Origin of the sequence: Streptomyces sp. V1I1, assembly GCF_030817355.1 — a bacterium.
Lineage (GTDB): Bacteria > Actinomycetota > Actinomycetes > Streptomycetales > Streptomycetaceae > Streptomyces.
This window is the reverse complement of sequence record NZ_JAUSZH010000001.1, coordinates 4,803,215-4,827,233: the sequence shown is the minus strand read 5'-3', so window position 1 is coordinate 4,827,233 and position 24,019 is coordinate 4,803,215. Positions and strand designations below refer to the sequence as shown.

18 protein-coding genes and 2 pseudogenes are annotated in these 24,019 nt (G+C 69.4%); 5 read left to right on the top strand and 15 right to left on the bottom strand.

Annotated elements, in window-relative coordinates:
* Positions 1 to 155: 155 nt before the first annotated feature.
* The 12 genes and pseudogenes from QFZ67_RS22795 to rsmI all read right to left on the bottom strand — a co-directional run bounded on the left by QFZ67_RS22795 (position 156) and on the right by rsmI (position 16,020).
* Positions 156 to 851 (bottom strand): LuxR C-terminal-related transcriptional regulator, encoded by a 696-nt coding sequence (locus QFZ67_RS22795; protein ID WP_307662932.1) that lies wholly within the window; start codon positions 849 to 851, stop codon positions 156 to 158.
* Between the two features lie 198 nt (positions 852 to 1,049).
* The gene (locus QFZ67_RS22790; RefSeq protein ID WP_307662931.1) at positions 1,050 to 2,909 is read right to left on the bottom strand and encodes a PQQ-binding-like beta-propeller repeat protein; all 1,860 of its coding nucleotides are present in this window, start codon (positions 2,907 to 2,909) and stop codon (positions 1,050 to 1,052) included.
* 61 nt (positions 2,910 to 2,970) lie between these two features.
* The gene (locus tag QFZ67_RS22785) at positions 2,971 to 4,779 is read right to left on the bottom strand and encodes a PQQ-binding-like beta-propeller repeat protein (RefSeq protein WP_307662930.1); all 1,809 of its coding nucleotides are present in this window, start codon (positions 4,777 to 4,779) and stop codon (positions 2,971 to 2,973) included.
* Between the two features lie 78 nt (positions 4,780 to 4,857).
* The gene (locus tag QFZ67_RS22780; protein ID WP_307662929.1) at positions 4,858 to 6,564 is read right to left on the bottom strand and encodes a PQQ-binding-like beta-propeller repeat protein; all 1,707 of its coding nucleotides are present in this window, start codon (positions 6,562 to 6,564) and stop codon (positions 4,858 to 4,860) included.
* 231 nt (positions 6,565 to 6,795) lie between these two features.
* A complete protein-coding gene (locus tag QFZ67_RS22775; RefSeq protein ID WP_307662928.1) occupies positions 6,796 to 8,601 on the bottom strand; it encodes an ABC-F family ATP-binding cassette domain-containing protein in 1,806 nt (601 codons plus the stop codon).
* Positions 8,602 to 8,658: 57 nt separating this feature from the next.
* A complete protein-coding gene (locus tag QFZ67_RS22770; protein WP_307662927.1) occupies positions 8,659 to 9,966 on the bottom strand; it encodes an acyltransferase in 1,308 nt (435 codons plus the stop codon).
* A gap of 280 nt (positions 9,967 to 10,246) precedes the next feature.
* On the bottom strand, positions 10,247 to 11,140 hold the full coding sequence (locus QFZ67_RS22765; RefSeq protein ID WP_307662926.1) for a 4-(cytidine 5'-diphospho)-2-C-methyl-D-erythritol kinase: 894 nt from the start codon (positions 11,138 to 11,140) through the stop codon (positions 10,247 to 10,249).
* Positions 11,137 to 11,994: a 16S rRNA (adenine(1518)-N(6)/adenine(1519)-N(6))-dimethyltransferase RsmA gene (gene rsmA, locus QFZ67_RS22760; RefSeq protein ID WP_307662925.1), complete on the bottom strand. Its 858-nt coding sequence runs from the start codon at positions 11,992 to 11,994 to the stop codon at positions 11,137 to 11,139. The genes QFZ67_RS22765 and rsmA overlap by 4 nt, the downstream gene beginning before the upstream one ends.
* Complete coding sequence (locus QFZ67_RS22755) at positions 11,991 to 13,424, bottom strand: ubiquitin-like domain-containing protein (protein ID WP_373430094.1); 1,434 nt, start codon at positions 13,422 to 13,424, stop codon at positions 11,991 to 11,993. The genes rsmA and QFZ67_RS22755 overlap by 4 nt, the downstream gene beginning before the upstream one ends.
* A gap of 123 nt (positions 13,425 to 13,547) precedes the next feature.
* Positions 13,548 to 14,442, bottom strand: a pseudogene (locus QFZ67_RS22750) (TatD family hydrolase).
* Positions 14,443 to 14,475: 33 nt separating this feature from the next.
* A complete protein-coding gene (locus QFZ67_RS22745; RefSeq protein ID WP_307662924.1) occupies positions 14,476 to 15,003 on the bottom strand; it encodes a hypothetical protein in 528 nt (175 codons plus the stop codon).
* Between the two features lie 129 nt (positions 15,004 to 15,132).
* Positions 15,133 to 16,020, bottom strand: coding sequence for a 16S rRNA (cytidine(1402)-2'-O)-methyltransferase (gene rsmI, locus QFZ67_RS22740; RefSeq protein WP_373430092.1), 888 nt, complete (start codon positions 16,018 to 16,020; stop codon positions 15,133 to 15,135).
* A gap of 53 nt (positions 16,021 to 16,073) precedes the next feature.
* Here rsmI and QFZ67_RS22735 point away from each other — a divergent pair, with 53 nt between their 5' ends.
* Positions 16,074 to 17,795 carry a dolichyl-phosphate-mannose--protein mannosyltransferase gene (locus QFZ67_RS22735; RefSeq protein WP_307662922.1) on the top strand — a complete coding sequence of 574 codons (1,722 nt, stop codon included), beginning with the start codon at positions 16,074 to 16,076 and terminating at the stop codon, positions 17,793 to 17,795.
* 1,387 nt (positions 17,796 to 19,182) lie between these two features.
* Here QFZ67_RS22735 and QFZ67_RS22730 read toward each other — a convergent pair.
* From QFZ67_RS22730 to QFZ67_RS22720, 3 genes are all read right to left on the bottom strand, one after another.
* Positions 19,183 to 19,659 carry an SAM-dependent methyltransferase gene (locus tag QFZ67_RS22730; RefSeq protein WP_307662921.1) on the bottom strand — a complete coding sequence of 159 codons (477 nt, stop codon included), beginning with the start codon at positions 19,657 to 19,659 and terminating at the stop codon, positions 19,183 to 19,185.
* A 31-nt stretch (positions 19,660 to 19,690) separates the two neighbouring features.
* Entirely contained in the window at positions 19,691 to 20,653 is a 963-nt protein-coding gene (locus QFZ67_RS22725; RefSeq protein ID WP_307662920.1) for a Tat pathway signal protein, read from the bottom strand.
* Between the two features lie 99 nt (positions 20,654 to 20,752).
* Positions 20,753 to 21,073: a hypothetical protein gene (locus tag QFZ67_RS22720; protein WP_307662919.1), complete on the bottom strand. Its 321-nt coding sequence runs from the start codon at positions 21,071 to 21,073 to the stop codon at positions 20,753 to 20,755.
* 206 nt (positions 21,074 to 21,279) lie between these two features.
* Between QFZ67_RS22720 and QFZ67_RS22715 the strand changes: the two genes are divergently transcribed.
* The 4 genes and pseudogenes from QFZ67_RS22715 to QFZ67_RS22700 all read left to right on the top strand — a co-directional run.
* On the top strand, positions 21,280 to 21,513 hold the full coding sequence (locus tag QFZ67_RS22715) for a hypothetical protein (RefSeq protein WP_307662918.1): 234 nt from the start codon (positions 21,280 to 21,282) through the stop codon (positions 21,511 to 21,513).
* Positions 21,514 to 21,523: 10 nt separating this feature from the next.
* Complete coding sequence (locus tag QFZ67_RS22710; protein ID WP_307662917.1) at positions 21,524 to 22,093, top strand: GNAT family N-acetyltransferase; 570 nt, start codon at positions 21,524 to 21,526, stop codon at positions 22,091 to 22,093.
* A gap of 126 nt (positions 22,094 to 22,219) precedes the next feature.
* The gene (locus tag QFZ67_RS22705) at positions 22,220 to 23,860 is read left to right on the top strand and encodes a penicillin-binding transpeptidase domain-containing protein (RefSeq protein WP_307662916.1); all 1,641 of its coding nucleotides are present in this window, start codon (positions 22,220 to 22,222) and stop codon (positions 23,858 to 23,860) included.
* 33 nt (positions 23,861 to 23,893) lie between these two features.
* A pseudogene (locus QFZ67_RS22700) lies at positions 23,894 to 23,983 on the top strand (zinc ribbon domain-containing protein); the annotation flags it as partial.
* Positions 23,984 to 24,019: the final 36 nt, after the last annotated feature.

Sequence of the window (24,019 nt, the reverse complement as noted above, 5' to 3'; positions counted from 1 at the left end):
CGCACATAACAAACCACGAGCCAACAGTGGCGTCAATGGTGGGCGACACACAGAGAGAGCGCTTGCACGCAGATACGAACAAGAGTTCAGATCAGAACTCTCAGGAGTGAACTGGGGTTCATCTACCGATGGCTACGCCCGAGGAGGCGCAGCCCTTAATCCGCCGCTTGGCCGGACGTCGATGAGACGATCGCCGCCCGGTCGAGCAGCCCGGTGCGCGCGGCCAGCGCCGCCGCCTCAAGGCGGGAGCCGACCCCCAGCTTCATCAGCACCCGCTGCACATGCGTACGGGCCGTGCTCGGCGCGATCCCCATGCCGGCCGCGATGAGCCGGGTGTCCTCGCCCTCCGCGACCCGCACCAGCACCTCGACCTCGCGCGGGGTGAGCAGCTGCAGCAGCCGCTGCCCCTCGTCGTCCGGCTGCGCGACCGGGTTGAGCAGCTCCGCGAACGCGCCCTGAAGCAGCTGCGGCGCCACCACCGCCTCGCCCGCCCGGGCCTTGACCATGGCGCGCTCGACGCCCTCGATGCGCTCGTCGTGGCGTACGTAACCGGAGGCGCCGGCCGCGAAGGCCGCGGCGATTCCGCGCGGACTCGGCACCGGACCGAGCACCACCACGGCCACCTGCGGACGCTCCCGCTTGATCTTGACGATGGGGTCGAACGCGCCCGGCTCCGCGGGCGTCGCGGTGCCCAGCAGGCACACCTCGGGCGCCCTGCTGACCACCAGGTCGGCGGCGCCGGCCGCGGGGGCCGCCGCCGCGAGCACCCGGTGCCCACGCAGCTTCAAGGCCGAGGCGAGTGCCTCGGCGAGCAGTCGGTGATCATCGAGCACCATGAGCCGCACGCCCATCGAGCAACCCTCCCCCTTGGAGCTGGCCCCCCGGCCCTCCTGCCCCGGCAAGCTACACGCTTGTTCGACATCGCGCTCCCCTAACTCGGCAAAAGCCCCCCAGAGTGCCGAATTCTTCTCCAAACAGGGCTACTTATGGCCGTGGCCCGGCACATCGGAAAACCGATGTGCCGGGCCACCTGCCCACTTGTCCGGAAATCAGTCGGCCGTACTGAAGGCGACAGCCAGGTACTTCTTCCCGAAGGACGACGAGGAAGACGACGGCTTGCTCATCAGAACCGCCCCGACGTACAGCCGCCCATTGGCATAGCGGTACTCGGCGTAGTCCGAGGAGAAGCTGGTCTCCGCTTCCCGTACCGCCTTGTCCGCCGGATTCTCCATCAGGACCGTCTGCTTGAAGGTGCTGCCGTCGATGCTGACGACCTGGCCGCCCTTGTCGTAGGGAGGCCACTTGTACGCGATGAGGTTGCCGCCGTCCATGCGCACGGGGAACATCGTGTACCGGTCGCCCGCGTCCGCCCGGTCGCTGGTCGGCTTTCCGGTGGCGAGGTCGAAGGAGACGATCTCGTTGGTGTCGCCGTACTCCCCGGTGCCTTCGTGGTCCGAGGTCGGCAGATACAGCCGGCCGTTGCCGACGACGGCCTTCTGGCAGTTCTCGACCTCGGTGGAGCCGCACCGCGCCTGGTACTTGTCGCCCGTGGCCGGGATCTTGGCGCGCAGCGTCCCGCTCTTGTCGTCGAGCGAGAAGAAGTCCGAGATGCCGCCCGAGCCCGTGTCGCCGACGTCTGCGGCGACGACCAGCGGCTTGCTGGAGAGGACGCTCGCGTACTCCACGCCGGCAGGCATCTTGTACGAGAACGCCGGGGTGCCGTTGTCCGGGTTCAGGCCCTGGATGATGACCTGCGGGCTGTCGTACGAACCGCACTTGCGGACCGCGACGAGCGCCGGGCCGCCGCCGTACCCCATGTCGTAGCAGCCCTCGGCGTTGGCCGTGGGCTTCCAGCGGACGGCGCCGCTGGTGAGGTCGAAGGCCGCGCCGCCGTCGGTGCCGCCCGCGGCGACCGTGGTGCCGCTCTGGGTGACCTCGCTGAACCTGATCTTCTCGTCGCCCCGGGACGTGCCCTTGACGGACTTGCTCCACAGCAGCTTGCCGGCGCTGAGGTCGACGACGCCGACCTCGGTGCACGGCTGGTAGTTCTTCGGCGGGACCCGCTTGGTGGCCTCGAAGACGATCGCGGCCTTGTTGTCCTCGGACACATGGCGGGACGCCGCGCAGATCTGGCCCGGCAGCGCGAGGGTCCACAGCGGGGTGCCCTTGGCCGCGTCGTAGCCGACGAGGGAGTTCACGCCGGGCTTGACGTAGGCCTTGTCGGTGACCCAGGAGCCCTTGACGCTGGTGATGTCGGTGCGCGCGGGCTCCGGCAGCTGGAAGGCCACCTTGGAGTTGACGTTCGCGGGCGCCTTCTCCTTGCCGGGGCCGTCGGCGGCCTTGCCGCCGCTGTCGCCGCCGGTGGAGCCCGCGGGCCCGGCCGAGCTGTTCTTGCTCTCGTCCTTCTTGCCGCCGCCCCCGTCGTTGGAGGAGGCGTACCAGATGCCGCCGCCGACGATCAGCACCACGGCGAGGGACGCCGCGATGATGATCTGCATCTGCGTGCTGAGCTTCTTGCCGCCGCCGCTGCCGGGGCCGCCGGGCTGGGGCGGCATGTACTGCGGCTGCATGGGCTGGGTCGGGTAGCCGTAGCCCGGCTGGGCAGGCGGCGGACCCTGCGGGTAGCCGTAGTTGGGGGGCTGACCGGGCGCCTGGCCCGGCGGCTGAGCCGGTGCCTGACCGGGTGCCTGCGGGTAGCCGTAAGCGGGCTGTCCCGGCGGCGGGCCCTGCGGCGGCTGAGCGGGCGGCGGCGTCTGCGGATAGCCGTACGAAGGGTTCTGCGGGGGCGGAGGCGTGGGGGCTCCGAAGCCTGGCGTGGGGGCCCCCCCGGCGAAGCCAGGGGGAGGGTCCTGGGGTGACCCGAACCCTCCCTGCGGGGGCTGGTTCGGCGGCGGTGGCGGCTGCGTCATGGCGTGCTTACCTCGAAAGGATGCGTGGAGAAAGGAAGTGGGTCGGAAGGCTCAGGACGCGTCACTTGCCGAAGGCCATCATGGTCTTCGTCTCCTTCTCCTCCGCGTCGTTGCCGGCGCTGACCCGGCCGCTGGCGATGAAGAACCGGCCGTCCGAGTACACCAGCTTCGGGGAGTAGAAGGAGCTCTCGATCTGGGCGGTCGAGGCCGGGTGCTGCAACAGCACCTTCGGCGCGCCACCCGTCGGCGCGATCGTGGCGACCGCACCGCCCGCGTCGTACGACGCGTTCATGTAGACGAGAACGTTCCCGGCCTCCGTTCGCAGCGGCGTCATCTGGCGTTTGCCTTCGGCGGACGAACGCCAGGCGGCCTTGCCGGTGTTGAGGTTGAAGGCGACGACCTCGTTGGCGGTGCCGTACGCGGTCTCGGTCGCCATGTAGAAGTTCGTGGCGTCGGCGGCGACACCGGTGCAGCCCTCGAGGTTCTGGCCGAAGACCACGAACGCGCCGCCGCAGCGCGGCTGGAACTTGTCCTTGCCGCCGTCGATCTGCGAGCGCAGCGTGCCGTTGTCCTTGAGCGCGACGATCGACCACTTCTTCGGCTCACGCTGCGTCAGGGAGACGACGAGCGGGCTGGCGGAGTAGACCTTGTCGATCTCCCAGCCGACGGGGGCGTCGTACGTCCACTTGGCCTTGCCAGTGGTGGGATCGACCTCCGACAGCTGGTGCTTGGGCTTGTTGTAGTCCGACGTCGGGCAGCTGGCGGCGGCGAGCAGCTTGGGGCCGCCGGCGAAGGCGAACGGCTTGCAGCCCTCGGTGGGTCCCTTGAAGAGCTGCCGGCCGTCGGCGATCGAGAAGCCGTATGAGTTGCCGGTGCCTCCCGCAGCAAGGGTGTTGCCACTGATCGACAGGGTGAAGTCGGAGAGCGAGCTGAAGGCCCCGCTGGCCTTCGGTATCGGCTTCTTCCAGCCCGCCTTGCCGGTCTTGAGGTCGATCATCTGCAGATCGAGGCACTTGGACTTCTCGGTGAGGCCGTCCTTGATACCCACGACAATCTTGCCGTCGACCGTGGTCTGGCTCGGCGCGGAGCAGATCTCGGTGCCGAGCGGCAGGGTCCACTTCTTCTTGCCGTCGGTCGCCGAGTAGCCGACGACCTCCTTGTACATGCCCTTGACGACGGTGTCGCCGACCACCCACGGGCCGAACACCTCGGCGCCGTTGCGCGGCAGGTCGACGTCGTTCTTCGTGAGGAACATGACCTTCGCCTCGCCCGGCTTGCGCCCGGCGTTCAGGTCGTCGTTGGCCTCGCGGCCGTCGCCGCTGCCATCCCCCTGGTCGACGGACTCCGAGCCGGAGGGCTTGGGGTCGTCGCTCTTGCTGACGTTCTTGTCGTTCTTCTTGTCGTCACCGCCGCTGAGCGCGAACCAGGTGCCGCCGCCGATCACCAGCAGTCCGGCCACAGCCGCGGCGATGATGATGCCGGGCTTGCTCGTGAAGAAGTTGCCGCCGCCGCTGCCGCCGGGCGGGACGGGCGCGCCCGGGTACTGCGGCTGCGTCGGGTAGCCGGAGTAGGGACCCGGCTGCTGGTTGTACGGGCCGGGCTGCTGGTTGTACGGACCCGGCTGGCCCGGGGCCTGCTGCGGGTAGCCGTAAGCGGGCTGTCCGGGCGGCGTCTGCGGATAGCCGTAGCCGGGTGCCCCGGGGGGAGCCGCGGGCGGCGGCCCCTGCGGGGCGGGCGGCATCTGCGGCGGCTGCGCGGGCGGCTGAGGGGCTCCGTACGGCGAGTCCTGCGGAGCTCCGAAGCCTCCCTGCGGGGGCTGGTTCGGCGGCTGCGGCGGCTGGTTCGGCGGCTGGTTCGGCGGCTGTGTCATGGAGTGGTTACCTCTGGAAATGGGGAGATGAGAGAAGGAGTTGGGATGTCCGAATGACTCGGATGGCTCAGAACGCGGTCACTTGCCGAAGGCCATCAATGTTTTCGTCTCCCTCTCCTCCGCGTCGTTGAGGCCGTTGATACGGGTGGTGGCGAGGAAGAAGCGGCCGTCCGCATACACCGTCCGCGGCTCCATGAAGCCGGACTCGGTCTCGACGGCGGACAGTTGGTGCTTCAGCACGACCTTCCGCGCACCGCCCGCCGGGGCGATGGTCGCGACCGCGCCGGCCACGCTGTAGGTCGGGGCGATGTAGACCACGACGCTGCCGTCCTGAACGGTCACCGGCATCATCGTGCGGCCCGGTCCCGCCGGTGAACGCCACTTGGGCTTGCCGGTGTCCAGGTTGAACGCAACGACGTCGTTGGTGTCGGTCGGCTTCGTGGCCAGGTAGAGGGTGGACGCGTCGGCGGCGACACCGGTGCACCACCCTTGGATGTCCCCGCGGTAGGCGATGGACGAACTGCTGCAGCGCGGCTCGAACTTGTCCTTGCCGAACTGGAGCTGCGAGCGCAGCTTTCCGCTGTCCGTGAGGGCGATGATCCGCCGTTTGGTGTTCTCGTCGGAGTCATCGACCTGCAGCTTGATGGAGACGACAGCCGGGTTGACGGCGTAGACCTTGTCGACTTCCCAGTCGGCGGGGAGCGCGTACGTCCATGTGGCCTTGCCGGTGGCCGGGTCGACGTTCTGGATCTCCTGCTTGAAGTTCTCGGCCTCGCTGGTGGGACAGTTCGCGGCAGCGATCAGCCGGGTGCCGCCCGCGAAGCCGTAGGGCCGGCAGCCGGACGACGGCTTGCCGAAGAGCTGCTTGCCGTCGTTCAGGCCGAATCCGTAGGAGGTGTCCAGGCCTGCCGCGGTGACCGTGTTCCCGCTGAGGACAACGGTGAAGTCGGAGAAACCGATCAGCCCCTTGGGCTTGGGGATGGACGTCTTCCAGCCCGCTTTGCCGGTCTTCGCATCGATCATCTGGAGATCGCTGCAGTCCGACTTCCCCGTGAGACCGTTCTTGACACCGATGACGATCTTTCCCTCGGCCGAAGCCTGGGGGGCGGCCAGGCACGCATCGGCGCCAAGCTTCACGCTCCACTTCTTCCTGCCGTCGGTCACCGAGTAGCCGTCGACCTCCTTGGACATGGCCTTGACAATCGTGTCGCCCACGACCCAGGGGCCGAAGATCTCGGCGCCGTTGCCCGGCACGTCGATGTCGTTCTTCGCCAGCAACACAATCCTCGCCTCGCCCGGCCTGCGCCCGGCGTTGAGGTCGCCCTCGCCGCCGACGGTCCCTTTGCCCTGGTCGACGGAGGCCGAGTCGGACGGCTTGGGATCGTCAATGCTCTTGCTGACGCTGGGCTTGTCGTCCTTACCGTCGCCGCTGAGGGCGAACCAGGTACCGCCGCCGATCACCAACAGGCCTGCGATCGCCGCGCCGATGACGGCGCCGGGCTTGCCCTTGAGGAAGCCGCCACCGCCGGGCGGGGTTGGCGCGCCGGGGTACTGCGGCTGGGGCTGGGGCTGGTAGCCGCCGTAGGGTCCGGGCTGCTGCCCGTAGGGTCCGGGCTGCTGCCCGTAGGGCCCCGGCTGCCGGCCGTACGGCCCGGGCTGGGGGTACGGCGGCTGCGTGGGCGGCGTCTGCGGCGGCTGGGCCGGCGGCTGCGGGAACCCCTGCTGCGCACCCTGGGAAACGCCAAAGCCCCCCTGCGGCTGCTGCTGGCCGGGCGGCTGAGTCATGTGGCGCTTCCCCCTTGCTGTGGTCTCACTGCCCGAGCCGGTCTCCCCCGCTGTTCCGGCGAGCGTCTGCTCCGCAAGGGAGCGCTTCGGACACGGATTCCGCTGTCTTGAATTGGTCGAGCGGAGCTTCTTTCTATCACTCGGCGGGTGTCGAACAAGGGGCCGGTCCGCCCCTGTTCCCAAGGGAGGACCGGCCCGTGATGCCCTCGTTACTAGACCTGCACGCCGCCTCTACGCATCCTCGGCCAGCTCCAGCCAGCGCATCTCCAACTCGTCGCGCTCGCCGATGAGCTCACGCAGTTCCGTGTCGAGTTTCGCCACCTTCTCGAAGTCGGTGGCGTTGTCCGCGATCTGGGCGTGCAGGCTGGTCTCCCGGTCGGAGATCTTGTTCAACTGCCGCTCGATCCTCTGCAGTTCCTTCTTCGTGGCGCGCACGTCCGACGCGGACTTCTCGGTCGTCGGGGCGGCGGGCGCGGCGGCCGGCGCCGGGGCGGCGGCCTCGATCATCTTCTGCCTGCGCTCCAGGTACTCGTCGATGCCACGCGGCAGCATCCGCAAAGTGGCGTCGCCCAGCAGCGCGTACGTCTTGTCCGTCGTCCGCTCGATGAAGAACCGGTCGTGGGAGATGACGACCATCGAACCCGGCCAGCCGTCGAGCAGGTCCTCAAGCTGGGTGAGGGTCTCGATGTCGAGGTCGTTGGTGGGCTCGTCGAGGAAAAGGACGTTCGGCTCGTCCATCAGCAGCCGCAGGATCTGGAGCCGGCGGCGCTCACCTCCGGACAGATCGCCGACGGGCGTCCACTGCTTCTCCTTGGTGAAGCCGAACTGCTCGCACAGCTGGCCCGCGGTCATCTCCCGGCCCTTGCCGAGGTCGACGCGGTCCCGTACCTGCTGTACGGCCTCCAGCACCCGCAGGGCGGGGTTGAGTTCGCCGACCTCCTGCGAGAGGTAGGCCAGCTTCACCGTCTTGCCGACGACGATCCGCCCGGCCGCGGGCTGCACATCGCCGCCGCTGCGGGCGGCCTCGGTGAGCGCGCGCAGCAGCGAGGTCTTGCCCGCGCCGTTGACGCCGACCAGACCGATGCGGTCGCCGGGGCCGAGCTGCCAGGTCAGATGCTTCAGCAGCAGCTTCGGCCCGGCCTGGACGGTCACGTCCTCCAGGTCGAAGACGGTCTTGCCGAGGCGGGCGTTGGCGAACTTCATCAGTTCGCTGGTGTCCCGGGGCGGCGGCACATCGGCGATCAGCTCGTTGGCGGCCTCGATGCGGTAGCGCGGCTTGGACGTACGGGCCGGGGCGCCGCGCCGCAGCCAGGCCAGCTCCTTGCGCATCAGGTTCTGCCGCTTGACCTCTTCGGTGGCGGCGATGCGCTCGCGCTCGGCGCGCGCGAAGACGTAGTCGCTGTAGCCGCCCTCGTACTCGAAGACCGAGCCGCGCTGGACGTCCCACATCCGCGTGCAGACCTGGTCGAGGAACCAGCGGTCGTGGGTGACGCAGACGAGCGCCGAGCGGCGCGTCCGCAGATGCTTCGCCAGCCAGGCGATGCCCTCCACGTCGAGGTGGTTGGTGGGCTCGTCGAGGACGATCAGGTCCTGCTCGGCGATGAGGAGCTTGGCGAGCGCGATACGGCGGCGCTCGCCGCCGGAGAGCGGGCCGATGACCGTGTCGAGCCCCTGCTCGAAGCCCGGCAGGTGCAGATCGCCGAAGAGCCCGGTGAGGATGTCGCGGATCCGAGCGTTGCCGGCCCACTCGTGGTCGGCCATGTCGCCGATGACCTCGTGCCGGACGGTGGCCGCCGGGTCGAGGGAATCGTGCTGCGTGAGCACCCCGAGCCGCAGCCCGCCGCTCTGAGTGACCCGTCCGGTGTCGGGCCCCTCCAGTTTGGCAAGCAACCGGATGAGGGTGGTCTTGCCGTCGCCGTTGCGGCCGACGACGCCGATGCGGTCGCCCTCGGACACGCCGAGGGAGACCCCGTCGAGCAGGGCACGTGTTCCGTACACCTTGCTGACTGCCTCGACATTGACCAGGTTGACGGCCATTAACACTCCAGATGAGGGGATCGATCGGCCTCCCAGCGTAATCGCCGCGGGCGGGACTCAGGAGCGGCGGCCTCGCCCCGCCCGTTCGACGAGCAGCCAGCCGATCAGCGCCATGGCGACCGCGGCGGGCGCGCTGACGCGTACGGCGACGAGCATCGCGGTCTTTCCCTCCAGCATTCCGCCGAAGCCGACCATCGACAGGCCGAGCACTCCGAACAGGCAGAGAGTGATGCCGAGGGCGGCGACCGGGCCCGAACCGGTGGCCGGGGTGGTCTGCACCGGGCGTTCGAAAGCGCGGAAGGCGGCGACCAGCAGCGCGGTCAGGGCGGCGGCCACGGCGATACGGAGCGGTACCTGGGCCCACCAGGCGGCGCTCGCGGGCTCCGGCAGCGGGACGTCGAGGGCGAGCAGCGCGCCGTACACGCCGAGCATCGCGGTCAGGTGCCACAGGAACGCGGTCATCGCGATGCCATTGGCGGCGACGACGGCCCGCCAGACCCCGGCGCGCCGGACCAGGCGGGTGCCGGGCGTACGGAGCAACTCCACCGCGCCGACAAGCCACAGGCCGTGGCAGAGGAGGGCGAGGGTGGGCGGGGCCATGTTGGAGACCTTCTCGCCGGGCATCCCGACCATGCTCAGGGGGTACGGGCCGACGGCGACGAGCCCGGCGGCGGCCACCAGTCCGGTCGCAGCGAGCAGCGAAGGCATGCGGATCCGGCCGTCGGCGCGGAGGAAGCCGAGCTGGTGGACGGCGAGCCAGACGAAGGCGAAGTTCAGGAACTCCACAAAGGGCACGTGGGCGACGAACCGCAGCCCGTCGACGAGGACGGCGCCCGCGACGAGCGCGCCGAAGGCTCCCCAGCCGTATCGCTCGTGCAGCTTCAGCAGCGGCGGGGTGAAGGCGACCATCGCCAGGTAGATCCCGATGAACCAGAGCGGCTGGGCGACGAGGCGCAGGGCCACTGCGGTCAATCCGCCTTCCCCGCCGAGGAGTTGAACGATCAGCGCGATGGCGCCCCAGACGAGAATGAACACCATGGTGGGCCGCAGCAGCCGCTGGAGGCGGGCCCGCAGAAAGGCGGAGTAGACCGATCCGCCGGGCTGCCTGCGGCGCAGGGAGCGGTAGGAGAGGGCGTGCGAGAAACCGCCGACGAAGAAGAAGACGGGCATGATCTGCAGGGCCCAGGTGAGCAGCTGCAGCTCGGGCACGACGGCGAGGAGATTCCCGACGCCGTCGCCGGTGACGACGGCCATGAGCCAGTGCCCGAGCACGACGGTCCCCAGCGAGGCGACCCGCAACAGGTCGATGTACCGATCGCGCGTACCGGGCGTGGCGGCGACGAGCTCACGAACGCTTGATCCCATGGGGGTACGGTGCCGGGGGGTGGGCGGGTGAGGGAGGGCGGTTGTACTCAAGTTGGAGGTGAGTACGGGTGCGTGGGGGTGTGGCGGGGGGAAGTTCCCCTACCCTCCCCCTACGCCCTGGCGGGCGTGGGGGGACCTCCACTTCCCGAACTGGGGCGGCGTTTGAGGCGCGGGGCCCGGGGCGGAGCCCCGAAAATCAGCCCCGCCGGCGTTTGAGGCGCGGGGTCTGGGGCGGAGCCCCGGTTGCGGGAACGGGCGGGGTGGGGAAAAGCCAACCGCCCTACACCAGCACCGCACCCACCGCCGGCGCCCCCGCCACCCTCGCCGCCCGGCACGTGCCCGAGCGCAGCAACGCCTCCGCCACCGCCCCCGCCGACTCCTCGTCCTTCGTCAGGAACGCCGTCGTCGGGCCCGAGCCGGAGACCAGGGCCGCCAGCGCACCCGCCGACGTGCCCGCCGTCAGGGTGTCGGCCAGGGACGGGCGCAGGGAGAGGGCCGCGGGCTGTAGATCGTTCGCAAGGGCCGCCGCCAGGGCCGCCGCGTCGCCGGTGCGGAGGGCTTCGAGCAGGGGCCCGGACGCGGCCGGAGCGGGGACCGCGACGCCCTCGTTGAGGCGGTCGAACTCGGCGTACACCGCCGGCGTCGACAGGCCGCCGTCCGCCACCGCGAACACCCAGTGGAACTCTCCGCCGACCTCGAGCTCGGTCAGTTGCTCGCCGCGGCCCGTGCCAAGCGCCGCACCGCCCACCAGACTGAACGGCACGTCGCTGCCCAACTCGGCACAGATGGCGAGGAGTTCGGAGCGCGGCGAGTCAAGACCCCACAGCGCGTCGCACGCGAGCAGCGCGCCCGCGCCGTCCGCGCTGCCGCCCGCCATGCCGCCCGCGACCGGGATGTCCTTCGCGATGTGGATGTGGACGGAGGGATCGATGCCGTGGCGGGCGGCGAGGAGTTCCGCCGCGCGGGCCGCCAGGTTCGTACGGTCCAGCGGGACCTGCGACGCGTCCGGGCCGGAGCACGTGATCGTCAGCGACTCGGCCGGTGTCACCGTGACCTCGTCGTACAGGCCGACGGCCAGAAAGACATTGGCGAGGTCGTGGAAGCCGTCGGGGCGCGCCGCGCCGACGGCCAGCTGGACATTGACCTTCGCCGGCACTCGTACCGTCACACTCACGCCTTGGCCTCCGCGATCCGTGCGAACTCATCCACCGTCAGGGACTCGCCGCGCGCCTGCGGTGAGATCCCCGCCGCGACCAGCGCGGTCTCCGCGGCGGCGGGCGACCCCGCCCAGCCCGCAAGCGCCGCCCGCAGCGTCTTGCGCCGTTGCGCGAACGCGGCGTCGACCACCGCGAAGACCTCCGCCTTCGTGGCCGTTGTCTTCGGCGGCTCGCGGCGCACCAGCGAGACCAGACCCGAGTCGACATTGGGCGCTGGCCAGAAGACATTGCGCCCGATCGAGCCCGCGCGCTTCACGTCCGCGTACCAGTTGGCCTTGACCGACGGGACCCCGTAGACCTTGTTCCCGGGCTGCGCCGCGAGCCGGTCCGCGACCTCCGCCTGGACCATCACCAGCGTGCGCTCGATCGTCGGGAAGCGGTCCAGCATGGTGAGGAGGACCGGCACGGCGACGTTGTACGGAAGGTTGGCGACCAGTGCGGTCGGCGGCGGTCCTGGCAGCTCCTCGACGAGCATCGCGTCGGAGTGCACCAGCGAGAAGCGCGCGGCCCGCTGCGGCATACGGGCCAGGATCGTCGACGGCAGCGCGCCCGCAAGCACATCGTCGATCTCGACGGCGACGACCCGGTCAGCCGCCTCCAGCAGGGCGAGGGTCAGCGACCCGAGCCCGGGGCCGATCTCGACGACCACATCGTCCTCGCGCACCCCGGCCGTGCGGACGATCCTGCGGACCGTATTGGCGTCGATGACGAAGTTCTGGCCGCGCTGCTTGGTGGGGCGTACGCCCAGCGCTGCGGCCAGTTCACGGATGTCGGCGGGGCCGAGGAGTGCGTCGGGCTCAGTGGTGCTCACTGATACAGCCTACGGCCGCAGTGCGGCCACGGACTCGCCCCCCTTTGCACGTAGAGCTTCTTCGCCCGGTACGTCTGTTCCTCCGGGGACGCGTCCTGCGGCCGCCCGCTGCCGCCCAGCGACCGCCAGGTCCCGGTGTCGAACTGGTACAGCCCGCCGTACGTCCCCGACGGGTCGACCGCGCCCGCCCGCCCGCCGGACTCGCAGTGCGCGAGAGCGTCCCAGTTCAGCCGGTCCGCGCCCGCCACGGAGTTGGGCAGCGGTTCGGTGCCCACCTTCACCCGCTGGGCGACGGGCTCCCGCACCACCTCCTCGGCGACCTTCTGCGGCTTCTGTTTGACGCCGTTGACGGTGCGCAGCGTGTACGTGACCCGCCGCGCGCCCGGTCTGCCCTGCTGTACGACGACCTCCGTGCCGGAGAACAGCGAGGGGTCCTCCGCCTTCTCGACGTCGAAGTCGATGTGCTCCTCGCGCACCTCCCTGGTGCCGGTGATCCGCATGACGGTGACGGTCTGCCCGTCGCGCGGAAAGCTGTCGGGCGGCACGGACGTGGTGTCCTCGCCGCGCAGCGCGATCCCGGCCTGGTCCAGAGCCTCACGCACGCTCGCCGCGTTCGTACGGATGGTGTGCTCGCGCCCGTCGGCCATGAAGGTCAGGGTCCGCTCGGTCCGCACATCGAGGGCAAGACCATCGCGGGAGATCGGCATGGAGCGCGAGACGGACAGATACGCGCCCTGCGCGCGGACCCCGAGCTGGCGCAGTGCGCCGTCGACCGTGCGGGCGGTGGTCCATACGCGTTGGCGCTGCCCGTCCAGGGTGAGGGTGACGGGCCGGCCGTAGCGGACGACGATCTCGTCGCCGCTGGCAAGGGCCGCGGCGGGGGCGGGGGCCACGATGTCGTGCCCGCTGACGTCGAGCCCCTCGTCGTCGAGGAGCTCCTGCACATCGTCGGCGAAGGTGTGCATGGTGCGCGGTACGCCGTCGACGGTGAGCCGCACCGCCTTGTCGCTGGCGACGAATGCCGAGGTGCCGCCGGCCAGGAAGGCGACGACGAGGGCATGCGGGACGAGCCGGCGCAGGGTGTCGGGCGTCTCGCCCGCCTTGCGGCGGCGGGCGGCCCGGCGGGCTTCGGCGCGGCCGCCGGTCCCGGAGACTGCCGGGGCCGGGGCCGGGGCCAGGGCCGGGGCGGGGGCCAGGGCCGGGGCGGGGGCCAGGGCCGGGGCCGAGACCTGGCGCGGCAGCGTCGGCGCTGTGGGGACGTAGGGCGGCGGGTAGGTCTCGTACGACATGTCGTGCGCTTCGTACGCGTACGACGTCTCGGGCGCTTCGTACGCGTACGACGTCTCGGGCGCTTCGTACGGCTCTGCTGTCCCGGCGGCGGCGCTCAGACCGCCGCGTACGGCATGGTGACTGCCCTGCGAATTGCTCACGACGCTCCGTAAGGTCCGGTCCGCCTGATGGCGCTGCGGGCCGGGACACTAGCGGACCCCGGTCACTCTCCAAAGCAATTCGAATACGCAGCGTCGCGACGCTACCCTGTCCGCCCCTGCCCGTCAGTAACCAAACGCTTCCGCCGTATTGGCCGAGATCGCCGCGGCCAGCGTGTCCTCGTCGAGCCCCTTCACCGCCGCCATCGCGCGCAGCGTGACCGGAATGAGATACGGCGCATTGGGCCGTCCGCGGTACGGCGCCGGCGTGAGGAAGGGCGCGTCCGTTTCGACGAGTACGAGTTCGAGCGGGGCGGCGACGAGGGCGCCGCGCAACGGCTGGGCGTTCTTGAAGGTCACATTGCCGGCGAAGGACATGAAGTAGCCCGCGGCCGCGCACACTTCGGCCATTTCCGCGTCACCGGAATAGCAGTGGAAGACGGTCCGCTCGGGCGCGCCCTCCTCGGCGAGGATCCGCAGCACGTCGGCGTGCGCATCGCGGTCGTGGATGACGAGGGCCTTGTCGTGCCGTTTGGCGATCTCGATGTGCGCACGGAAGGAGCGCTCCTGGGCGGCGATGCCCTCGGGGCCCGTACGGAAGTAGTCCAGGCCCGTCTCGCCGACCGCGCGAACCTGCGGGAGGGCGGCCAGCCGGTCGATCTCGCCGAGCGCGTCGTCGAGGGCGCTGTCGCCACCGGCCTCGCGGGCCCGCGACCAGCCTCCCCCAGCCCCAGGGGGCTGGGAGGTGCCCCCATGGTCCCCCAGCACGATGCGCGGGGCCTCATTGGGGTGCAGGGGCCACCGCGGCGTGCACGCTGTCGTGGGCCGCGGCGGTCTGTGCGGCCCAGTGGGAGCCCTTGATGTCGCAGCCGACCTGGACGACGGTCGTCACCCCGACCGCGGCGGCCCGGGCGAGCGCCTCCTCGACAGTGCCCTCCTGCATGTCCAGGTGGGTGTGCGAATCGGCGACCGGCACGCTGAGCGGTTCGGGCAGCGGCGGCGGGGCGGACTTCGAACTCATGGGCGCGATCCTACGAGGCTCGCGCCCAAGGCCTCACTTGCGGTGGAAGGGGTGCAGAAGGTCGGAGAGCTGCCAGTGGTGAGGGGCTTCGGCCGACTCCGGCTGTCCGGCGGCCGGCTCCGGCTGCGCGGGCTGCTCGGGCTGCGCGGGCTGCTCGGGCTGCGCGGGCTGCTCGGGCTGCGCGGGCTGGGCGGACTTCGCGGGCTGATCGGCGCGCGCGGCGGGCCCCGGCCGGTCGGCGGCCTCCGGGGGCACCGCCCCGGCCTGCGACACGGTCTTGTTCTCAGGGCTCGGGTTGAACATGTTCATGATCGAGTCCCGGACCGAGGCGACCTGGCCCGCCCTCATGATCCGTACGACATGTCCGCCACAGGTGGGGCAGGTCGGGCTCGAAAGCGGGGACGGCACCCGCCGGCCGTCGGCCTTGTAGACAACGTATTCCTGGCCCGAGCCGTCGATGTGGTGCTCAATCTCGTAGGACTGCTCCCAGCCGTGCCCGCAGCGCATGCAGGCGAAGGCGTACGCCTCGTGGACCTTGGCGGGGCCTGTGATCTCACTCATGCCAGCTCCTCTCCACTGATTCAGTGGACGCCCATTCCGGCGGGAGCGCATCAGCGCCTGTCGATTATTGGTGTGGTCTTTGGCGTTCCCATGCCGGCAAGGCCCAGGACGCGGTCTGCGCTTTGCTTTTCACGATAGACCTTTACCGTCTGAGGGGGCCGGTCGATCCGCATTCTTTGCCGCGACGACGGCATCGAACACCTCGCGCTTGGGAAGCCCCGCTTCCGCGGCGACCGCCGCGATTGCTTCCTTGCGCCGCTCCCCCGCCTCCTCGCGCACCCGCACCCTGCGCACCAGTTCGGCCGCGTCGAGCTCGCCGGGTCCGGCCTCCGGCGCGCCCTCGACGACGACGGTGATCTCGCCGCGTACGCCGTCGGCGGCCCAGGCGGCCAGCTCACCGAGGCCGCCGCGCTTGACCTCCTCGTATGTCTTGGTCAGCTCGCGGCAGACGGCGGCCCTGCGCTCGGCGCCGAACACCTCGGCCATCGCGGCGAGCGTGTCGTCGAGCCGGTGCGGCGCCTCGAAATACACCAGGGTCCGCCGCTCCTGCGCGACCTCCCGCAGCCTCCCGAGACGCTCGCCCGCCTTGCGCGGCAGGAAGCCCTCGAAGCAGAAGCGGTCCACAGGCAGCCCGGACAGGGCGAGCGCGGTCAGTACGGCGGACGGTCCCGGCACCGCGGTGACCTTGATGTTCTTCTCGACGGCGGCGGCGACCAGCCGGTAGCCGGGGTCGGACACGGACGGCATTCCTGCGTCGGTGACAAGCACCACCCGGGCGCCGCCGGCCAGCGCCTCGACCAGCTCAGGAGTACGGGCGGACTCATTGCCCTCGAAGTACGACACGACCCGCCCCTGCGTGTGCACGCCGAGGGCCTGGGTGAGCCGGCGCAGCCGCCGGGTGTCCTCCGCGGCGACGATGTCGGCGCTCTCCAGCTCGGCGGCGAGCCGGGGCGGCGCGTCCGCGACATCGCCGATGGGGGTCCCTGCGAGTACCAGCGTTCCGTTCACGTACGCCATCCTCGCAGGACCGGACGTACGACTCGCACAGTCGCGTTCCCTACGATGGCGCGGTGACCAGTACCGCGCCACAGACCCTTCAGGGCAAGGACGCCGATCCACAGCCGCCCGGCTGGCAGCAGCGGCTGCGCAGATTCGGCTACGCGCCCCGGCCCGTGATCGGGCTGCGCGAACGCCTGGAGCCGCCGTACACGCGCCCCTCCGAGCGGGTGTGGCCGGTCTTCGGCATCCCGCCGACGGCGGTGAACCCGCTCCTTCGCATGGCGGCTTGGGGCGGGCCGCTGCTGGTCGCGCTCGTCGCGGGCGTGCTGCGGTTCTGGAATCTGGGCAAGCCCGATGCGGTGATATTCGACGAGACGTACTACGCCAAGGACGCGTGGGCGCTGATCAATCAGGGCTACGAGGCCAGCTGGCCGAAGGCCATCGACAAGGCGATCCTGGCCAACCCGGACAAGGTCACCATCCCGACCGACCCCGGCTATGTGGTGCATCCACCGGTCGGCAAATGGGTCATCGGCCTCGGCGAGCACTTCTTCGGCTTCACGCCGTTCGGCTGGCGCTTCATGGTCTTCGTGCTCGGCACGCTGTCGGTGCTGATGCTGTGCCGGATCGGCCGCCGGCTGTTCCGCTCGACGTTCCTGGGCTGCCTGGCCGGCGCGCTGCTCGCGGTGGACGGGCTGCACTTCGTGATGAGCCGCACCGCGCTGCTCGACCAGGTGCTGATGTTCTTCGTGCTGGCCGCTTTCGGCTGCCTGCTCATCGACCGGGACTGGGCGCGCAGACGCCTCGCCGCGGCGCTGCCGACGGACGAAGAGGGCGTACTGCGCCCGGACGCCACAGTCGCCGAGACCCTGCGGCTCGGCTGGCGCCCGTGGCGCCTGGCGGCGGGCGTGATGCTTGGCCTGGCCGCGGGCACCAAGTGGAACGGCCTCTATGTGATGGTGGCGTTCGGCCTGCTGACGGTGGCGTGGGACGTGGGCGCGCGCCGGACGGCGGGCGCGGTGCAGCCGTACAAGGCGGTGCTGAAGAAGGACGTCGTACCGGCCTTCGTCTCGACGGTGCCGGTCGCGATCGTCACGTACATCGCCTCCTGGACCGGCTGGATCGTCACCGACAAGGGCTATTACCGGAACTGGGCGCAGACGGACGGCAAGGGCGGCAGCTGGACCTGGCTGCCGGACTGGCTGCGAAGCCTGTGGCACTACGAGAACGAGGTCTACGAGTTCCACGTCAACCTCACCTCGGGCCACACCTACCAGTCGAACCCGTGGAGCTGGATCGTCCTGGGCCGCCCGGTCTCGTACTTCTACGAGGACCCGAAGGCGGGCGTGGACGGCTGCCCGTCGGACGCGGCGGACAAGTGCGCCCGCGAGGTCCTGGCGCTCGGCACGCCGCTGCTGTGGTGGGCGGCCTGTTTCGCGATCTGCTACATCCTGTGGCGCTGGCTGTTCCGCCGCGACTGGCGCGCGGGCGCGATCGCCTGCGCCGTCGCGGCGGGCTGGGTGCCCTGGTTCTTCTACCAGGAGCGCACGATCTTCCTGTTCTACGCGGTCGTGTTCGTGCCGTTCCTGTGCCTGGCGGTGGCGATGATGATCGGCGCGATGCTGGGCCCACCGGGCTCGGACGAACGACGGCGGGCGATCGGGGCGATCGGCGCGGGCGTGCTGGTGCTGCTGATCATCTGGAACTTCATCTACTTCTATCCGCTGTACACGGGCACGACGATCCCGCTGGAGGACTGGCGCAACCGGATGTGGCTGGACACCTGGGTCTAGCAGCAGGGACGGCGGGTGCGGCACCGGTTGGTGTCGTGCCCGCCGCAGTCGTTGTTGGCCCTTGCTGGTCGTCTGGGCCTGCGCCTCTCAGGTCAAGGAGAAGCTCAGGGAACGCTGGTTCGACCTGACGTTCAAGCCCGATCGCGCAGTGCACTTCTTCCTGGGAAACATCGCTGCTCACCCGAAGACATTCATGCTGCTGGGGGCTGCTCTACCCTCGCGCCGACGTCCTCACCGAACCGGTTCAGGAGGGCTTGTTCCTGCCCCTTCGCCAGCGGCCTCCACGGGAGCGACGAGGGAAAGCATCGACGGGTGCCCTAGGACTGTCAGTGCTGTCAGGTACGATTCGCCAGCCCGTGATCAGCTCACTCGCGGCAGTTGTGAAACTTGGGCTATGTGGACATTCCGTCACTCAAGCGCGTGTGCGACGCGTCACCGAAGGCATGTGATCCGCGACACATTCACGTGTTCACTAGCTGGGAGCGCCGCTCTGAGCAGCCGTGATGGAACCCAGCGCGTTGGGACGTGGGATTGCGCTGCGTGATCGAGAGTTCTTGCGTGTCGCGATGGACCTTGCGCTCAAGGCAAGATGGGACGGTCGCGTACGTTCAATGTGACGTGGACCACATTCTGACCGGTCGCTTTGTGAGCCCGGGCAGAAATGGAGAGAGCCCCATCTCCTGTCGCCGGGAAGCACTGAGAGATGAGGCCCTCAATCAACAACAGGTTGCAGGTAGGGGCCCCGATCTTAGGTCGGGGCCTTTCTACGTAGCCAGGAACTCCCTCACGATCTTGTAAATCGTGTAGATCGGCCCCAGCCAGCGCACCCGGTTGTATACCCGGTCCGCCTTGCCGCTCTGCTGCCCCTCTGGCTTGATCGCCATCGGGCCTGCTCCTTCCTGGAGCCCGCGGTCGCAGACCCCCGGGGGTATCCACGAAGTGCAGGCGCTCAAGGAGCAGTTGATAGCGCACCAGAGTACCGGCGTACGACGATAACCACGCCCTGTGACGGCCACCCCCTGGATTCCTCGTACGGCTGTCCGGTGGCACCCGATGTCAAATCTGACGTTGGATCAAGCCGCCCTACTGCGATCAATCCCCGACCTGCAACCTTGTCGGCGTGAAGGAGGGGACTGCGTGCCAGTTCCCTCCGGGTAAGTCGCGTAAATCACATAGCAACGGATGAACCAGGTCACATGCGGAATCCGTACATCCGAGCCGACGGGCCGATGTTGACGAGCGAACGGAAGGCGGAGCCCGTAGGCCCCCAGACGCAAAGCTGCAGTTGAACCAGCGTGCTCCGCTCGACACGAACGTTGTGGTGGGTGCAGGTCGACGGAGCTCGATGTGGCGCGACTGCGGATACCGAAGGACCCCGATACCCACGTCAGGTCGTGGTCTTGGCCCAGTAGTCCTCAAGCATTTCCGCGGGCCAACTGGGCTCCCGCACCTCGCCGCGGGGACCCATTTCCTTGAAGTACGGCGCCAGGTCGAAGACTGGCGAGCCGTCAATGGCGTCGAGGTCTGCGACGTGAAGGTCAAGGCCGTCGACCTTGAGCAGGCGGGGGAACGACTCGGCGAGCTGGTTCGGCCGGCGGTGGTTGCGGTGGACGAACGCGCCTGTGGCGGGCCACTTGGGGTTGTTCCGGGGGCTGCGCGCGTGCAGGGCAACGTCGTCGGGTGATGCCTTGTGGAAGTGCCAGACCACGAGGAGGTGCGAGAACTCCTCAAGTCCCTGGACTGCTTCGACGGGGTAGTCGGGGTTGAGGCGAATGATCGAGGTCTCGCCCCAGTGGTCATCTGTTGGCTCAACGCGCCCGCCCACCACGATGCCGATGGGCTTGATCTCCAGCGACTGCGTCATGAGCTTCCCCTCATCCCGTGGCGTGTCGCGATCAATCTACTTGGGTCAGATAGGCCGTTGCCCGGGCGTCCAATGCGGTGACGGCGGGGATGCCGCGGCGCCGGTAGGGGGAGAGCAGGTGTCGCATGTCAACGACTGCCTGGCGGGCTCGGCCGGAGTAGATCCCGTCCTCCATCGAGTCCAGAACGCTGCACCACGTTGCGCATGCCTCCTCGACGCTCCCGCCGGCGATTTGCGTCGCGCCGAGGTATCCGAGGGTTACCGCATGAGTGCGGCGGAATGCTGTGCCGCGCGTGCGGACGGAGTGCCGGAACTCGCGAATGGCCCTAGGACGGTCGCCCAAGTCCCGCAAGGTGCAGGCCGTCTCGTGTGCGAGCGATGCCTCGCCGAAGAAGAACGTGCGGTTCGGCTCGCGTATCCCTTCGCTCGCCAGCGACAGGTCGTCCTCTGCTCGCAGAGCGCCTTCGCCGCTGCCTGCTTCTTTCCGTTCGCGGCCAGTCCGCGTGCGTGGATCACGCCGAGCATGGCCCGCTCTCTGGGGGGCGGCTGCGTACCGTTCGCAGTGTACGGATGCCTCCGCGAGGTGGAGACCTTCGCGAGCGAAGCCGAGATCGATGGCCTGATGTGCCATGGCGCGCAGGATGTGCCCGGACAGAGGGGCGTCGTCGGCTCGCGCAGCGAGCTTCACGGCCAGAACGAAGTACTTCTGGGCTACGGCGTGCTCGCCGTTGTCGAATGCCATCCACCCGGACAGGTACGACAACTCGGCGGCGGCGGAGAACATCTCGCGCCTGACGCGCTCGTCGGGAAAGCGGCCGTGCAGGAAGTCTCGGACATCGGAGTGCAGGTACTGCACCAGGGCCTTGCGTCCGTGGCCGCCACCGCGGCTCTGGTCCATGCGTGAGAACGCCACGGTGAGTTCCTGCACTGTGGCCACATCGCCGCGGCCGACGCGTTGTTTCCCAACTGCCGGCTCGGCGGGTGGCTGCGCCATCGTCGCCCACCAGGCATCGTTCGGGAGCGCCAGGGCCGCGGTTGAGTACACCGCCTGAGTCAGCAGTCTGCGTCGGTCCGCGTCCAAGTCGGATCTCCCCTAGTCGGTCAGCGCGATCAGAGGATCGACGCGCCACTCCGGCGCCCCCTGCGCCGGCGAGGTGGGAACTGCGAACCCGATCTCTTGCGGTGTCACGACACGCTTCAAACGACGGGACAGCGCCTGGCTCAAGATTAGGGGTGAGGGCCCTGAGGGCTGGGTGCCGCCTACCCACATGCTGATGTGCGAGCGGCCGATCTGCGCCTGATCGCGCAGGTTGTTCTCCAACGCGACACGGTTGTACGCGCTCGCCGCCTGAGCCCGTGACCAGCCTGCTTCCCCTAACAGCGCGGCGAGACTCTCGTTTCGTTCGCGCGCCATGTTGCGCCCCCGATCGCTAAACGATCTTTGATCACTTTGACCTACCCGCGACTGTGGCATCCCCACATCCGTGCGGTGTTGACTCACGCTACGAGCAACACCGGGGGCAGATGTAAAAGTCTGACAGGGAGTCATTCGCGAGAGGAGTCTGCGAATGATCTTTGATCACTTTGACCACCCCCAGAGCCTTGACTCATACCCAGGGCATGCGTGATCGCGACCGCAACAGCGCTTCCTACCGGCTCAAACTCTTAGGTGTGCTGCTCGCTGCCGACGAGGTCGAGGAAGCGTGCGCGGAGATGGGTGCAGTCCTGGATACCTGCGGCGGCATCTCCTCCCCACGGTTGCTGGACAAAATGCGCGCCTTCCGGCAGGCAGCCGGGCGCCTCGACAGCGCAACCGCCCAGGAGTGCACAGCACGCATCCGCGAGACCGCATGAGGGAGCAGACATGACGCAGCGAGGAACGATCACCGTGGAGCGCCTGGACGGCCCCGCTGCAGCGCAGGCCGAGGACGCGTTCAGGCTGGTCTACGCCTTCGTATTCGGCGACGCGCCCTACAGCGAGACAGAGGAGGACGTCGAGGCGGCGTTCCGTCGCTTCCGCTCGCAGACCCGTAAACCGACCTTCCGTGGCGCCCTCGCCCGCGCCGAGGGCGGCGAGCCGGTCGGCATCGCCTACGGTTACCCGCTCCGGCCCAACACCGGCTGGTGGGACCAGCTCACGGCGCCCGTACCGGACGACACGCGTCGCGAGGACGGGCAACGGACGTTTGGCCTGATGGAGTTGGCCGTACGCCCGCCGTGGCGCGGACGCGGGATCGCCCGCAGCCTCCACGACGTCCTGCTCGAAGGCAGCGTTGCCGAACGCGTCATCCTCAACGTCCACCCGGACAGCAAGGCGGCACGGGCCGCGTACCGATCATGGGGATACCGCCAGGTCGCCGAGACACGGCCCGGGGAGCGGGCCGACCTCCACTACGTCATGCTGCTCGACCTCCACCACCGGACCCGGACCTGACCGTCGCGGTCCGATAACGACCACGCTCCTGTCACCCCTGTCCCGTAGAGTGCACGGGTTGCATGTCCTTGAACACGCTTTTCAATAGGCGCAGTCAAGGAGCTCCTGGGGAGGGGGACTGCACAGATGCGCAGTGGAGCGAAGGTCGCCGTCGTCGGCGGCGTATTCCTGGTGGTCGCCAGTGGCGTGGGCTACGGCGGCTACAACCTGTACAGCGGGCTGACCGGCGGGGACGGCGCGGACACCAAGTCCGCATCCGCGCCCAAGAAGACCGGGCCGCCGGACGCCGATGAGATCGACAAAACCGCGAAGGGCTTTCTGGCCGCGTGGGCGGGCGGCAACGCGGCGGACGCCGCGCAGTTGACCAACAACGCGGCGGAGGCCGAGCCGCTGATCGCCGGGTACCGCGAGCAGGCTCACGTCTCCGAGGCCGTGATCACGCCGGGGAAGGCGGTCGGCGCCAAGGTGCCGTTCACGGTCAAGGCGACAGTGACGTACGAGGGGCAGAGCAAGCCCTGGGCGTACTCCTCCGAGCTGACCGTGGTTCGCGGGCTGACCACCGGCAGGCCACTGGTCAACTGGGCGCCGACCGTCGTCCACCCGAAGCTGACGAAGGGCACCACCCTCAGGACGGACAGGGCTTCGGCCCCGCCGATCAAGGCCGTGGACCGCAAGGACCGGGAGCTGACGAAGGAGAAGTACCCGTCGCTCGGGCCGATTCTGGACTCGCTGCGCAAGAAGTACGGCGAGGACGCGGGCGGCACCGCCGGCGTCGAACTGGCCATCACGTCCACGAACGAGTCCACGCCCGACCAGACCCTGCTGACCCTGACCAAGGGCAAGGAGGGCACGCTCAAGACCACCCTGGACGCGGATGTGCAGGCGGCCGCCGAGACGGCGGTGAAGAAGTACAGCCACGCCTCGGTTGTCGCGATGAAGCCCAGCACGGGCGAGATCAGGGCCGTCGCCAACAGCCCGGCCGAGGGCTACAACACGGCCATGATGGGCGCGCAGGCGCCCGGTTCAACGATGAAGATCGTGACCGCGACGATGATGATGGACAACGGGATCGTCGGCGGCCCAGGGGCGAAGGTGGAGTGTCCGCCCACCGTCGCGTGGGAGGGGGTGACGTTCGAGAATCTCAAGAAGTTCGAGATCAAGGGCGGCACCTTCAAGGACAGCTTCCGGCGGTCGTGCAACACGGCCTTCATCAAGGCCATCAAGCCCCTCACCGAGAAGAACATCGCCGGTACGGCGCTGGGCGACACCGCCCGTAAGTACTTCGGCATCGGCCTCGACTGGCAGACGGGCATCGTCTCCGTCGACGGCACTGTGCCCGAGTCGGCCGGTGCGGAGACCGCCGCTTCGTACATCGGGCAGGGCAAGATCACGATGAACGCCCTCAACATGGCGTCCATCACCGCCACCGCGAAGAGCGGCGGCTTCTGCCAGCCGGTGATCGTCCCGCAGTCCCTCGACAACCGTGAGCTGGCCAAGGCAGAGCCGTTGCCCGGCTCCATCGCCCAGGCGCTGCGCGACATGATGCGCGCCACCGCGCAGTACGGAACAGGCCAGTCCGCGATGGCCGGCGTCGGCGGCGACAAGGGCGCGAAGACCGGCTCCGCGGAGGTCGACGGACAGGGCAAGTCCAACAGTTGGTTCACCGGGTACGCCGACGACCTGGCCGCGGCCGCGGTCGTGCAGTCCGGCGGGCATGGCGGCGACGCGGCAGGACCGGTGGTCGCCCAGGTGCTGAACGCTCGCTGACCGCCCACTGCGAATACGTTCGCCTGCTCGGCCTGCGGCGCCAAGGGCGGCCCCAAACCCCTGCACGTCCGCGTATGGACATGCAGGGCCTGCGGGACCGTTCTCGACCGGGACATCAACTGACCGCGCGGGTGCGCCGGCTCGGTTTCCCGTGAGTGG